Below are 12,916 nucleotides of genomic sequence, written 5' to 3'. Positions count from 1 at the left end.
AATAAGAAAATATAGATGAAATGTTTTGATTAACTGCTTTGTCTGAGGTATAGTCGCAAAATTAGATTCGAGGTTCGCATGCGAAAAAAAATAGTAGCTGGCAATTGGAAGATGAATGGTCAAATTGATCAAATCAGATCTCTTCTTCAGGCTATTTTGCATGGTTTGCCAAAAAATTTGACAGTTGATTGCGTATTGATGCCATCAATGCTGCATTTACCTCTGGTAAGCGAGATACTAAAATCCAGTCCGGTTCATTTGGGAGCGCAGAATCTGTATCCAAAGGACTCGGGAGCCTATACGGGTGAAGTTTCAGCAGCAATGGTAAAAGAGTACAACTGCCGATATGCAATGGTAGGGCATTCGGAGCGCCGAAGATTTTTCTCGGAAAGTGAAAAATTTGTAGCAGAAAAATTCCACCATGTAAAAGATCATGATATGATACCGATTCTTTGTGTGGGCGAGACCTTAAGCGAACGTGAAGAGGGTCTTACAGAGCAAGTAGTTGCCAGGCAAATACGGGCAGTCGCTTACAAAGAACATTGTTTTAGAAATTGCGTAATTGCATATGAGCCAGTTTGGGCTATAGGAACAGGTGTTCCACCTTTACCCGAAGAGGTACAGGCAGTTCACCAGTTTATCAGAGAGTTAGTGGCAGAATACGATAAAGAGGCCGCGTCAATGATAACGATTGCCTATGGCGGAAGTGTTAATGACAAGAACGCAGCATCGCTCTTCAGCATGTCTGATGTGGATGGTGTTTTGGCAGGTGGTGCATCGCTTAATGCACAACAGTTTGTGGAAATTGTTAAATGTATCAATTAATTTTAATGATTCATGTACTTGTTGCAATTGCTTTGATTGGATTAGTATTAATCCAACATGGTAAAGGAGCCGATATAGGCGCAGCATTTGGCTCTGGCGCATCAAATACAGTGTTTGGTAGTCAAGGCACTGGCGGTTTCCTGTTCAGGTTTACTGGCGGTTTGGCTATAACCTTTTTTATAACCAGTTTGACTCTGTCGTATATTGTTTCCATGCAATATCAAAAAGCAGGGCAACAAGTAATACCTCAGCAGACCAGTGTACAGGAAAACAAAATTCCCGTGCCGGTTGATAGCAGTAAAAACGAAAAACAATAAACTAACAATGCCGAAGTGGTGGAATTGGTAGACACGCCGTCTTGAGGGGGCGGTGGCGTAAGCCGTGCCGGTTCGAGTCCGGCCTTCGGCACCATTTATCCAAGCGATTTAAATGATGCTATCACAATATTTACCGATATTTGTTTTTATAATTATTGGCTTGATTCTAGGTATTGCAATGATAACTGCGGGTTCGCTGCTATCAAAAAGCAATCCAGATTCAGCCAAGAACTCCCCCTATGAGTGCGGCTTTGATGCCTTTGAAAGCTCTCATATCCCTTTTGATGTAAGATTTTATCTAGTTGCTATACTATTTATTATCTTTGATTTGGAAACCGCGTTTTTCTTCCCCTGGGCTTTAGTGTTGCGCAAGATCGGCTGGTTTGGTTTTCTCTCCATGGCAATTTTTCTGGGACTTCTTGTCATTGGATTTATTTATGAGTGGAAACGTGGGGCGCTAGAATGGGAATAGTATTCCCGCAGGGCATACAAATCTTGAATCTTGGTTAGAATAACAACAATAATCGTTCAATAGAACAGAACGTTTTGTTACTTATATCCATACTTTTCAGAGGCTTATATATGGCTGCTGCAGAATTGCAAAAAAGTGGTTTCATTACAACCAGTGTCGATAAATTATTGGGTTGGGCGCGAAGCGGTTCAATGTGGCCAATGACCTTTGGACTGGCCTGCTGTGCCGTAGAAATGATGCATGTGGGAGCTGCCCGTTACGATCTCGATCGCTTCGGTATCATTTTCAGGCCAAGCCCTCGTCAATCGGATGTAATGATTGTTGCTGGTACTTTATGTAACAAAATGGCCCCTGCATTGCGCAAGGTCTACGATCAGATGCCTGAGCCGCGTTGGGTAATATCAATGGGATCCTGTGCCAATGGTGGAGGCTATTATCATTATTCCTACTCTGTGGTCCGCGGTTGTGACCGTATAGTTCCAGTAGATATCTATGTTCCAGGCTGCCCTCCAACTGCAGAAGCGCTTCTCTATGGGATTATCCAGCTGCAGAATAAGATAAGACATAAAACAATCATTGAAGCTTAAGGGCAGGTAGACAGCAAAATGACAAAATTAACCCGCTTGGTTGAACTCATTGAAAATGAACTGAAAGGTATCACAGAGTCTGTTACTCTTGCCTACGATGAAGTAACAATAGAATGTCAGGCAGCCCACATTCGCAAAGCGCTTACTCAATTACGGAATTATGAAGAATTTGCATTTGATGAGCTAATTGATGTTTGCGGTGTTGACTATCTCGATTATGGACGTTTTGACTGGGAAACCGAGGCAGCCACTGAGAAAGGCTTCTCCAGAGCAGTTGAGCCACAGGAAGAGCGGATTGGTGTTTGGGAAAAACCACGCTTTGCAGTTGTCTATCATCTCCTGTCTACTATTCATAATCAGCGGCTTCGAGTGAAGGTATTCCTGGAAGAAAGTCACTTGATCATCCCTTCAGTACATGATCTGTGGAAGTCCGCGAACTGGTTTGAAAGAGAAACTTATGATTTATACGGTATTCTGTTTGAAAATCATCCGGATTTACGACGGATTCTTACCGACTATGGTTTCATTGGCCATCCCTTCAGAAAAGACTTCCCGGTGAGTGGTCACGTTGAAATGCGCTATGATGCGCATTTGGAAAAGGTTATTTATGAGCCCGTGGATGTTGAACCACGGGTTATCATACCTAAAGTAATACGCGATGATAATCGATACATTGACACTCCGGGGATGAGCCACCATGATTGAGCTAAAGAACTATACTCTGAATTTTGGTCCCCAACATCCTGCAGCGCACGGTGTGCTGCGTCTGGTAATGGAACTGGAAGGGGAAACAATTGTCAGAGCCGATCCGCATATAGGATTACTGCATAGGGCAACTGAAAAGCTGGCTGAGACCAAGCCTTACCTGCAAAACATAGGTTATATGGATCGTCTGGATTATGTTTCCATGATGTGCAATGAACATGCCTATGTTATGGCCATTGAAAAGCTGCTCGGTATTGAAGTACCGATTCGTGCACAATATATCCGTACAATGTTCGATGAAGTAACACGCATTCTGAACCATTTGCTATGGCTGGGTGCAGTGGCTCTTGATATTGGAGCAATGACTGTTTTCCTCTATTGCTTCCGTGAACGCGAAGACTTGTTTGATTGCTACGAAGCTGTTTCCGGCGCCCGAATGCATGCCAAATACTATCGTCCAGGCGGCGTAGCCAGAGACTTGCCAGAAAGCATGCCTAAATACAAACCCTCACGCTGGCACAACGAGCGCGAGGTGGAGAAGATGAACAGCAATAGAGAAGGCAGTCTCCTGGATTTTCTATGGAGTTTTACTGAGCGCTTCCCTAAATGCGTTGATGAATATGAAACCCTTCTTACTGATAACCGCATTTGGAAGCAGCGTACAGTCGATATAGGACGGTTTAGTGCTGAGCAGGCGTTGCAATGGGGTTTTACCGGGCCTATGCTGCGTGCATCCGGGGTTGCCTGGGATTTAAGAAAAAAGCAGCCTTATGCTGCGTATGACAAGATGGAGTTTGACATTCCCGTTGGAAAAACTGGTGACTGCTATGATCGATATCTGGTAAGAGTAGAAGAACTTCGTCAATCCAATCGAATTGTCAGACAATGTATTGAATGGTTAAAAGCAAACCCTGGGCCCGTCCGTGTTCATGATTACAAGGTGACTCCGCCACGTCGAGCAGTGATGAAACATGACATGGAAGCATTAATCCACCATTTTAAACTATTCACAGAGGGCTTTTGCCTGCCGGCAGGGGAAGTCTACTCCGCGGTGGAAGCTCCCAAGGGCGAGTTTGGGATCTATCTGGTTTCTGATGGCGCAAATAAGCCCTATCGACTAAAAATCAGAGCGCCAGGTTTTGCTCATTTGGCTAGCTATGATGAAATGGTCAGAGGACACATGCTTGCAGACGGCGTTGCCATTTTGGCAAGCCAGGATATCGTTTTTGGCGAAATTGATCGATAGCAATCTTGAGTTTACACTTTCTTCACCGAAGAGGTGTGCTCTTTGAAATATAGTTAAGGCTAGTTAGTATGTCTGAAAATTCAGGTAAGTTGTTATGTCAACTGGTTACATCAAAACGAATTGATGAAATTAACCATTGGATAAAAAAGTATCCTGCTGACCAAAAGCAATCAGCTGTGATGAGTGCCTTGCGGATTGTTCAGGAGGAACATCAATTCCTTACGCCTGAGCTAATGGATGCAGTGGCTGAATATCTTGATATGCCAGCGATTGCAGTCTATGAGGTGGCAACCTTTTATTCCATGTATGAGCATAAGCCATTAGGGAAACATCTCATTAATGTGTGCACCAATATCTCATGCAAATTGCGTGGTTCCGCTGAAGTAGTAGATTATCTGGAATCCAGATTAGGAATAAAATTAGGATCTACGACAGCGGATAAACGCTTTACTTTACGTTCAGTTGAATGCCTTGGGGCTTGTGTGAATGCACCGATGATGCAAATTGGAAAAAATTATCACGAAGACCTGACTACTGAAAAAATTGATCAAATTTTGGAACAATACCAATGAAAGATAGAGGTAGTTGTCATGGTTGAGCAAAATCTAGTCTGTTACCGTACATTTCATTTAGATAAACCTTGGACGCTGAAGGCTTATGAAAGCATTGGCGGCTATAGTGTATGGCGAAGAATTCTGGCTGAAAAAATACCTCCTCAGCAGATCATTGAAGAATTAAAAACATCGGCTTTACGTGGAAGAGGCGGCGCAGGATTTCCTACAGGACTCAAGTGGAGTTTCATGAATCGCAATGCCCCTGTGCAAAAGTACGTGGTGTGCAATTCGGATGAGGGCGAGCCAGGTACCTGCAAAGACCGTGAAATTCTTAGCAGAAATCCACATCAGCTCATTGAGGGTATGGCTATTGCTGGTTATGTCATGGGCGCAACGGTTGGTTATAACTACATCCGAGGCGAGTTCTGGCTGCCATTTGAACGTACCGACCATGCCTTGCATGAAGCCTATGAGGCTGGTTTACTCGGTAAAAATATATTGAATAGCGGCGTAGATTTTGACCTATATAATCATCTGGGGGCAGGAGCCTATATCTGTGGTGAGGAAACGGCATTATTAAACTCACTTGAAGGTAAAAAGGGCATGCCTCGCTTCAAGCCGCCGTTTCCAGCGAACTACGGCTTATATGGAAAGCCAACAACAATTAACAACACAGAAACCTTTGCGTCTGTACCAGTAATCCTGGAGAAAGGCGGCGAATGGTTTTTAAAGCTTGGTAAACCAAATAATGGCGGTACCAAATGCTTCAGTGTTAGCGGCCATGTTAATCGTCCTGGAAATTTTGAAATTCCTTTGGGAACTCCCTTTAAAACCCTGCTTGAGCTCGCCGGTGGCGTGACTCAGAACCGAAAAATTAAAGCCGTAATTCCTGGTGGAACCTCGATGAAGGTATTGCCAGGAGATGTAATGATGGAACTGGATATGGACTACGACAGTATTCAGAAAGCAGGCTCAGGCCTGGGATCAGGTGCTGTGATTGTTATGGATGAAACGACCTGTATGGTCGATGCGCTTTACCGAATTTCTGAATTTTATATGGATGAATCCTGCGGCCAGTGTACCCCTTGCCGCGAAGGGACAGGCTGGCTCGTAAGACTCATTCATCGCATACGCCACGGGCATGGAGAGCCTGGTGATATTGAAAAACTGGCTAATGTTGCTGACAAAATTGAAGGACGTACTATTTGTGCTCTTGGAGAGGCAGCGGCCTGGCCTGTTCAAAGTTTTGTTAAACATTTTTATCATGAGTTTGATTATTTCATTAAGCACAAACGCTCGATCGTCGCAGCATAATTGAGAAGGTTTAGACAATGGCAACCATTGAAATTGACGGAAAAACCCTTGAAGCCGATAACGGCAAGATGATTATTGAAGTTGCGGATGAAGCCGGTATTTATATTCCGAGATTCTGCTACCATAAAAAATTATCTGTCGCTGCCAATTGCAGAATGTGCCTGGTAGAAGTAGAGAATGGGCGAAAACCAGTTCCCGCTTGTGCAACGCCTATTACTAATGGAATGAAGGTATTTACCAAATCGGAAGAAGCTGTGCGTTCTCAGCAGGCGGTGATGGAGTTTCTATTAATTAACCATCCCCTTGACTGTCCTATTTGCGATCAGGGTGGTGAGTGCGAATTACAAGATATATCTATGGGATTCGGCCACGACTCTTCAGAATACACAGAAGAAAAACGCTCGGTAGATGACGACAATCTGGGGCCGCTTATAGCAACCGAAATGACACGTTGTATACATTGCACACGCTGTGTCCGCTTTGGTGAGGAAGTGGCGGGTCTTCGCGAGCTGGGAGCAACCGGGCGCGGCGAAAAAACGCAGATAGGCACATACATCCAGCATAGTATCACTTCAGAAGTTTCCGGAAATGTCATCGATTTGTGCCCTGTCGGCGCCTTGACATCCAAGCCCTATCGATTTACAGCGCGTCCCTGGGAAATGGATCAATATGAAAGCATTGCCCCTCACGATTGCCTGGGTTCCAATGTCTATGTGCATGTTCGACGCAATGAGATTATGCGTGCTGTACCCAGAGAGAATGAAAGCATTAACGAGACTTGGCTTTCTGACAGGGACCGCTATAGCTATCTCGGATTAAAAAGTCCAAACCGGCTGGCTCAACCCTTGATCAAGCGTAATGGACAATGGGAAGAATCAGATTGGGAAACGGCTCTGAAGTTCGCTGCCGAAGGCATCAGCAAACTCATTAAGCAGCATGGCCCTGAGCAATTTGCTGCATTTTCATCTCCATCTAATACTCTTGAAGAGTTATATTTATTGCAAAAACTGATGAGAGAGTTGGGTGTAAACAATCTGGACTATCGTTTGCAGCAGTCGGATTTTCGTGATCAGCATCATTTGCCCACTGTAAAAACCAATAGTATGAGTTACCAGGAAATTGAAAATGCTCAGCACATTCTGTTGGTAGGATGTAATATTGACCGGGAAATTCCGTTGGCTGGTCTGCGTGTTCGTAAAGCATTCCGTAACAACGCAAATATCTATGCGATAAACGCAGTAGACTATGAATATCGTTTTGATCTGACTGCCAGAAGTATTGTATCGCCTCAGGAAATACCAATGCAATTAGCCAAGCTGGTTAAGCTGATGATTGGTGATAGACCCAATGTATCTCAGGAGATTGAGCGCCTGATTCTGGGACTGGAACCAGAAGAGAACTTAAGACAAATTGGTAATGGCTTAACTGAAGGGGCAGCGGTCATTCTATTGGGTGCTATCAGTGAAAATCATCCTGAAGCCAGTCTGATAAGAACATTGGTGCATCTGCTTGAAACAAACACCTCTGTAAGAGTGATATGGTTTTCAAATGGAGCGAATGCCGCTGGTGCCCGACTCGCAGGAATGTTGCCAGATAGAACAGTTGCAGGGAAACGTGTAGAGCCTGCTGGTTTAGATGTCCATTCAGCGCTCGAACACAAATTAAAAGGCTATCTCTTGCATGCTGTTGAGCCTGGGTTTGACTTTGCCAACCCATACAGAGCAAGACAGTCTATGCTTGCTGCAGAGTTTGTAGTGATGCTATCTGCATTTGATAACGAATCGATGAGAGATTACTGTAATGTAATTCTTCCAGTAGCTCCCTATGCAGAAACCTCTGGTACATATATTAATGTGGACCATAAATGGCAGACAGTACAGGGTGCCTATGCTCCATTTGGTGAAGCGCGTCCTGCCTGGAAGGTTCTGCGGGTATTAGCTAATCTGCTGCATTGTAAAGAGTTTAATTATACCTCTTCTGAAGAGGTGATTAATGAGATCCGGCATTTGACTGCAATGATGCCCCAGGAGGAGTACCATCCTTATTACCCAGAGTCATTACCAGTCGCTGATCATCATTTGACTCGTGTTGGTGAATGGCCGCTGTATAGAAATGATCAGATTGTCAGGAATGCTGAGGCTTTGCAATTGTGTGCAGCTGCCGAGTCTGCTTGTATAAGGATTAATCCGATAACAGCCAATCGATTGAAATTAGATGAGTTTGCTACTGTTTCTCAAGATGATATTGAGATAACATTGCCGCTTAAACGCGATGAGAGAGTAGCACCCGATGTAGTATGGGTAGCGAATGCAATGCCAGAGACAGTTGATCTTGGTCATTCATTTGCTGCAATCACTATTAAGCGCTAAACAGGTATAAAAATGCTGCATGATATAGGCATATTGCTGTGGATTATTATTAAAATCCTGATTATTGTTGTTCCACTTTTAATTGCTGTTGCATATTTAACATATGCCGAACGCAAGGTAATTGGTTATATACAAATCCGGGTAGGGCCGAATCGAGTGGGTTTTAAAGGCTTGCTTCAGCCCTTTGCTGATTTATTCAAATTAATTACCAAAGAAATAATTGTACCAACCAAGTCAAACAAATATTTATTTGTGGTTGCACCTTTGTTTGCATTGGTGCCTGCACTGGCCGGATGGGCTGTAATTCCTTTCTCAGAAGGTGTCGTTCTCGCCAATATCAATGCAGGAGTTCTTTATCTCTTTGCAATGAGTTCACTCGGTGTGTACGGGGTTCTGATAGCAGGATGGGCATCTAATTCAAAGTACGCTATGTTTGGTGCATTGCGCAGTACGGCGCAAACTGTTTCCTATGAGATCGCGATGGGATTTGCACTGGTTGGAGTTTTGCTGGCATCAGGCAGCATGAATATCACGGAAATTGTGAACTCTCAACAAGGGGGTATTTACCATTGGTGGTTTATTCCTTTATTGCCGCTGTTCCTTGTGTTCTGGATTGCCGGGATTGCCGAAACAAACCGAGCGCCTTTTGATTTGGCTGAAGGTGAATCTGAAATTGTAGCCGGCTTTCATGTTGAATACTCCGGTATAGGCTTTGCATTATTCTTTTTGTCTGAATATGCCAGTATGATTCTGATCTCTACGGCGATTACACTATTTTTTCTGGGCGGCTGGCTTTCACCTTTTGAAGGGCTTCCTGTCCTTGAAGATATCTTTTTAATTGTTCCCGGCTTTGTATGGCTGCTTCTGAAAATTTCGTTTTTCCTTTTTGTTTATCTGTGGGTCAGAGCAACCTTTCCTCGATATCGCTATGATCAGCTGATGCGATTGGGTTGGAAGGTTTTGATTCCAGTGACGATTGTGTGGGTGATGGTTACCGCATTGATGGTTGTAGCCCAAGTTAAACCCTGGTTTTAATTGTGCAGAGCAAGCTAATGAAAAAAGCATATCAATATTTAAAACATTATATTCGCAGTTTCCTGCTTTTAGAGTTGCTTTCCGGCTTAAAGCTGACAGGTAAATATTTTTTCAAAAAGAAATTTACAGTGCAATTCCCTGAAGAAGTGACTCCCATTTCTCCGCGATTTCGCGGCATGTTAGCGCTAAGACGCTATCCAAATGGTGAGGAGCGTTGCATTGCATGCAAATTATGTGAGGCAGTTTGTCCCGCGTCGGCAATCACTATTGAATCAGAGCCAAGAGAGGACGGCTCCAGACGTACGACTCGTTATGATATTGACGCGTTCAAATGCATTTACTGTGGTTTGTGTGAGGAGTCCTGTCCTGTTGATTCTATTGTCTTGACGCCGATTCAACACTGGCATGTTGCTGAGCGCGGGCAAAATATTTTGACTAAAGAAAAACTGCTGGCAGTAGGCGACTTGATGGAAAAGCGTCTGGCTGCTGATCGTGAACAAGACAAAGATTACCGATAACGAGGCGCTTCATGCATAACTTAATAGTACCAGTTATTTTCTATGTGTTTGCTGCAATCGCGGTGTTATCCGCGCTGATGGTTATTACCCAGAACAACCCTGTACGCTGTGTCTTGTTCCTGGTGGTAACCTTTTTTGCCAGCTCAATTTTATGGATCCTGCTTTCTGCCGAGTTTCTGGCTTTGATCCTGGTGTTAGTTTATGTAGGCGCAGTGATGACGCTCTTTTTATTCGTCGTGATGATGCTTAACATCGATATCGAATCAATGCGCTCGCACTTTATCCGTTATATGCCTTTCGGGCTGATTATTGTCGCATTGCTGGTTGGCTTGCTTTTGGTCGCCGTTCCCGAAAACTGGTATAAAAACGGTGTTGAGCAAACATCAATAGCCGCAACTGGTTCCGCTGTCACATACAACGACGGCGAGGATATGCCCATAGCGCCTGCCAAGCCTTCAAATACAGAAGAGATTGGAATGGCTCTGTTTACTGATTATGTATTTGCCTTTGAAATTGCAGCTGCTTTGTTATTAGTGGCTATCATTTCTGCGATTACTCTTGCCCACCGAGGGGCAGTTCGTTCCAAACGGCAGGATATAACGCGGCAAATCATGACTAGAAAGCAGGATCGCTTAAGTATTGTCTCTATGAAAACAGAAAAATAACCGGGAATTGTCCACATGGTACCAATTAATCATTACCTCATTCTAAGTGCAATTCTATTTGGGCTTAGTCTTGTAGGAATCATGCTGAATCGAAAAAACGTTATTCTATTGCTGGTGTGTATTGAGTTAATGTTGCTAGCAGTAAATACCAATTTCATCGCCTTTTCACATTACTATGGTGGAATTGCCGGCCAGGTGTTCGTATTTTTTATTCTTACTGTTGCTGCTGCTGAAGCTGCAATTGGTTTGGCGATCGTGATGTTACTCTACCGCAACAGAGGTAACATTGATGTTGACAAGATGAATCATTTAAAAGGTTAAAATTGTGAATATTATTCAGCTAAGTCTAATAATTGTTCTGGCGCCATTGGTGGGATGCCTCGTGGCTGGTTTGTTTCGCAATCAGATTGGCCGAATTGGCGCGCACACGGTCACTATAGCCGGTGTGGGTATTTCATTTGTATTGTCTGTTATCGTTGCGACTCAGATTTTTAGTGGAACAGCAGAAATACAGAATCTGAATTTGTATACATGGGCAAGCGGCGGCGTATTATTCCCTTATTCATTTCATATTGGTTTCTTAATAGATCCGCTGACATCTGTTATGCTGGTTGTCGTCACATTTGTCTCTTTACTGGTTCATATCTACTCCATCGGCTACATGGCAGATGATGACGGATATCAGCGATTTTTTAGTTATATTTCCTTATTTACATTTATGATGCTGATGCTGGTTACCAGTAATAATTTCCTACAGCTCTTCTTTGGCTGGGAGGGCGTTGGTCTGGTTTCCTATTTATTAATCGGATTCTGGTATCAAAAAGAATCTGCTATAGAAGGCAGTCTGAAAGCATTTCTGGTCAACAGGGTCGGTGATTTTGGCTTCGTTCTGGGAATTGGTCTGATTTTAGCTTATACCGGCTCGCTGGACTATGAAACAATTTTTGCAAGCGTAAAAGGGTTGACCGGGCAAACCATGCAGCTTTATACCGGCCATGACTGGTCTGTATTAACAATTATTTGTTTACTGTTATTTGTTGGTGCAATGGGTAAGTCAGCACAGGTACCTTTACATGTCTGGTTACCCGAATCGATGGAAGGTCCTACGCCGATTTCTGCATTAATCCATGCGGCTACAATGGTTACCGCAGGCGTATTTATGATTGCTCGTATTTCACCATTAATTGAATATTCAACTACCGCCCTGACAGTGGTTTTAGTGATCGGAGCGACAGGCGCATTATTCACTGGTATTCTCGCTATCGTAATGAATGACATCAAGCGAGTGGTCGCTTATTCAACTTTGTCACAATTAGGTTATATGATGGTAGCAATGGGTGCTTCGTCCTATAGTGCAGGAATGTTTCACTTGCTTACCCATGCCTGTTTTAAAGCCTTGCTTTTCCTTGGCGCAGGATCCGTGATTATCGCCATGCATCATGAACAGGACATGCGCAAAATGGGGGGCTTGTGGAAAAAAATGCCAATTACCTATGTAACATTTGTTATTGGCAGCCTGGCCTTATGTGCAATTCCGCCTTTCGCAGGATTTTACTCGAAAGATACCATTATTGAAGCAGCCAAACTTTCTGAAATTCCCGGAAGTGGATATGCCTATTTCTGTGTAAGCCTTGGTGCCATGGTGACTGCGTTATATACCTTCCGCTCCTTGTTTATGACATTTCATGGCAAACCGCGCATGGATAAACACACGGAGGAGCATTTGCACGAGTCGCCCTGGGTTGTCTGGCTGCCTCTGGTAATTCTGGCAATTCCCTCTGTCATTATTGGTTATATTCTATATATGCCCATGCTGTTTGATAGCCCCACACTATTGTCTCGTTCGCTGTTCATATTACCCGAACATAATGTAATGGCTGAACTTGCAAAAGAAGTTCACTCTCCATTGCTAAGTGCTTTGGAGGCGCCAATGACTTTGACGTTCTGGTTAACAGTTGCGGGGATTGTGATCGCCTGGATTTGTTATATTGCCTTGCCTGCAATCCCTGGAAAAATTGCTCATACATTCAAGTGGCTTTATAAACTGCTGCTGAACAAATATGGCTTTGATGCCTTCAATGATCTGGTTATTGTGCGCGGTACAAAAGCTTTGGGTCGGTTGTTTTATAATACTGGCGATCAAAAGCTCATTGATGGATTAATTGTCAATGGGACTGGTCAGACAGTTCGCTGGTTTGCTCAGAAGGGACGTGCATTCCAAAGTGGTTACCTTTACCATTATGCTGCAGTTATGGTACTGGGTCTTTTTATTTTCTTATGCTGGCTGCTATTAGGCTAATTATAAGGTG

General features: G+C 43.7%; 14 protein-coding genes and 1 tRNA gene. All 15 read left to right on the top strand.

Features of this window, described 5'->3' with window-relative positions; all coding sequences use genetic code 11:
• Window positions 1-78: 78 nt before the first annotated feature.
• The 15 genes from tpiA to nuoL all read left to right on the top strand — a co-directional run bounded on the left by tpiA (window position 79) and on the right by nuoL (window position 12,906).
• Window positions 79-825, top strand: coding sequence for a triose-phosphate isomerase (gene tpiA / locus DYH61_RS13285; protein ID WP_058507231.1), 747 nt, complete (start codon window positions 79-81; stop codon window positions 823-825).
• On the top strand, window positions 813-1,142 hold the full coding sequence (gene secG, locus DYH61_RS13280; protein ID WP_058507232.1) for a preprotein translocase subunit SecG: 330 nt from the start codon (window positions 813-815) through the stop codon (window positions 1,140-1,142). Before tpiA ends, secG begins: the two co-directional genes overlap by 13 nt.
• Window positions 1,143-1,151: 9 nt before the next feature.
• A tRNA-Leu gene (locus DYH61_RS13275) sits at window positions 1,152-1,236 on the top strand.
• 21 nt (window positions 1,237-1,257) lie between these two features.
• Entirely contained in the window at window positions 1,258-1,614 is a 357-nt protein-coding gene (gene ndhC / locus DYH61_RS13270) for an NADH-quinone oxidoreductase subunit A (protein WP_058507325.1), read from the top strand.
• A 110-nt stretch (window positions 1,615-1,724) separates the two neighbouring features.
• Window positions 1,725-2,201 carry a NuoB/complex I 20 kDa subunit family protein gene (locus DYH61_RS13265; protein WP_058507233.1) on the top strand — a complete coding sequence of 159 codons (477 nt, stop codon included), beginning with the start codon at window positions 1,725-1,727 and terminating at the stop codon, window positions 2,199-2,201.
• Window positions 2,202-2,219: 18 nt separating this feature from the next.
• Window positions 2,220-2,906, top strand: coding sequence for an NADH-quinone oxidoreductase subunit C (locus DYH61_RS13260; protein WP_058507234.1), 687 nt, complete (start codon window positions 2,220-2,222; stop codon window positions 2,904-2,906).
• Window positions 2,899-4,152, top strand: coding sequence for an NADH-quinone oxidoreductase subunit D (locus DYH61_RS13255; protein ID WP_058507235.1), 1,254 nt, complete (start codon window positions 2,899-2,901; stop codon window positions 4,150-4,152). The genes DYH61_RS13260 and DYH61_RS13255 overlap by 8 nt, the downstream gene beginning before the upstream one ends.
• A gap of 68 nt (window positions 4,153-4,220) precedes the next feature.
• Window positions 4,221-4,724, top strand: a complete 504-nt coding sequence (gene nuoE / locus DYH61_RS13250) for an NADH-quinone oxidoreductase subunit NuoE (protein ID WP_058507236.1) — start codon at window positions 4,221-4,223, stop codon at window positions 4,722-4,724.
• A gap of 18 nt (window positions 4,725-4,742) precedes the next feature.
• A complete protein-coding gene (nuoF, locus tag DYH61_RS13245; RefSeq protein WP_058507237.1) occupies window positions 4,743-6,020 on the top strand; it encodes an NADH-quinone oxidoreductase subunit NuoF in 1,278 nt (425 codons plus the stop codon).
• A gap of 17 nt (window positions 6,021-6,037) precedes the next feature.
• The gene (gene nuoG / locus DYH61_RS13240; protein ID WP_058507238.1) at window positions 6,038-8,389 is read left to right on the top strand and encodes an NADH-quinone oxidoreductase subunit NuoG; all 2,352 of its coding nucleotides are present in this window, start codon (window positions 6,038-6,040) and stop codon (window positions 8,387-8,389) included.
• Window positions 8,390-8,401: 12 nt separating this feature from the next.
• The gene (gene nuoH, locus DYH61_RS13235) at window positions 8,402-9,424 is read left to right on the top strand and encodes an NADH-quinone oxidoreductase subunit NuoH (RefSeq protein WP_058507239.1); all 1,023 of its coding nucleotides are present in this window, start codon (window positions 8,402-8,404) and stop codon (window positions 9,422-9,424) included.
• Window positions 9,425-9,441: 17 nt separating this feature from the next.
• The gene (gene nuoI, locus DYH61_RS13230) at window positions 9,442-9,942 is read left to right on the top strand and encodes an NADH-quinone oxidoreductase subunit NuoI (protein ID WP_058507240.1); all 501 of its coding nucleotides are present in this window, start codon (window positions 9,442-9,444) and stop codon (window positions 9,940-9,942) included.
• Between the two features lie 11 nt (window positions 9,943-9,953).
• A complete protein-coding gene (locus tag DYH61_RS13225; RefSeq protein ID WP_058507241.1) occupies window positions 9,954-10,607 on the top strand; it encodes an NADH-quinone oxidoreductase subunit J in 654 nt (217 codons plus the stop codon).
• 15 nt (window positions 10,608-10,622) lie between these two features.
• The gene (gene nuoK, locus DYH61_RS13220) at window positions 10,623-10,928 is read left to right on the top strand and encodes an NADH-quinone oxidoreductase subunit NuoK (RefSeq protein WP_058507242.1); all 306 of its coding nucleotides are present in this window, start codon (window positions 10,623-10,625) and stop codon (window positions 10,926-10,928) included.
• 4 nt (window positions 10,929-10,932) lie between these two features.
• Window positions 10,933-12,906, top strand: a complete 1,974-nt coding sequence (nuoL, locus tag DYH61_RS13215; RefSeq protein ID WP_058507243.1) for an NADH-quinone oxidoreductase subunit L — start codon at window positions 10,933-10,935, stop codon at window positions 12,904-12,906.
• Window positions 12,907-12,916: the final 10 nt, after the last annotated feature.

This window comes from Legionella quinlivanii (assembly GCF_900461555.1).
Classification (GTDB): Bacteria; Pseudomonadota; Gammaproteobacteria; order Legionellales; family Legionellaceae; genus Legionella_C; species Legionella_C quinlivanii.
Note: the sequence above shows the minus strand (reverse complement) of the source record. Positions and strands in the feature narration are given on the sequence as shown.

Bases quoted from the DNA above. Each gene is read 5' to 3' on its own strand.
- tpiA (WP_058507231.1), top strand. From the start codon at position 79: ATGCGAAAAAAAATAGTAGCTGGCAATTGGAAGATGAATGGTCAAATT.
- secG (WP_058507232.1), top strand. From the start codon at position 813: ATGTATCAATTAATTTTAATGATTCATGTACTTGTTGCAATTGCTTTG.
- ndhC (WP_058507325.1), top strand. From the start codon at position 1,258: ATGCTATCACAATATTTACCGATATTTGTTTTTATAATTATTGGCTTG.
- DYH61_RS13265 (WP_058507233.1), top strand. From the start codon at position 1,725: ATGGCTGCTGCAGAATTGCAAAAAAGTGGTTTCATTACAACCAGTGTC.
- DYH61_RS13260 (WP_058507234.1), top strand. From the start codon at position 2,220: ATGACAAAATTAACCCGCTTGGTTGAACTCATTGAAAATGAACTGAAA.
- DYH61_RS13255 (WP_058507235.1), top strand. From the start codon at position 2,899: ATGATTGAGCTAAAGAACTATACTCTGAATTTTGGTCCCCAACATCCT.
- nuoE (WP_058507236.1), top strand. From the start codon at position 4,221: ATGTCTGAAAATTCAGGTAAGTTGTTATGTCAACTGGTTACATCAAAA.
- nuoF (WP_058507237.1), top strand. From the start codon at position 4,743: ATGGTTGAGCAAAATCTAGTCTGTTACCGTACATTTCATTTAGATAAA.
- nuoG (WP_058507238.1), top strand. From the start codon at position 6,038: ATGGCAACCATTGAAATTGACGGAAAAACCCTTGAAGCCGATAACGGC.
- nuoH (WP_058507239.1), top strand. From the start codon at position 8,402: ATGCTGCATGATATAGGCATATTGCTGTGGATTATTATTAAAATCCTG.
- nuoI (WP_058507240.1), top strand. From the start codon at position 9,442: ATGAAAAAAGCATATCAATATTTAAAACATTATATTCGCAGTTTCCTG.
- DYH61_RS13225 (WP_058507241.1), top strand. From the start codon at position 9,954: ATGCATAACTTAATAGTACCAGTTATTTTCTATGTGTTTGCTGCAATC.
- nuoK (WP_058507242.1), top strand. From the start codon at position 10,623: ATGGTACCAATTAATCATTACCTCATTCTAAGTGCAATTCTATTTGGG.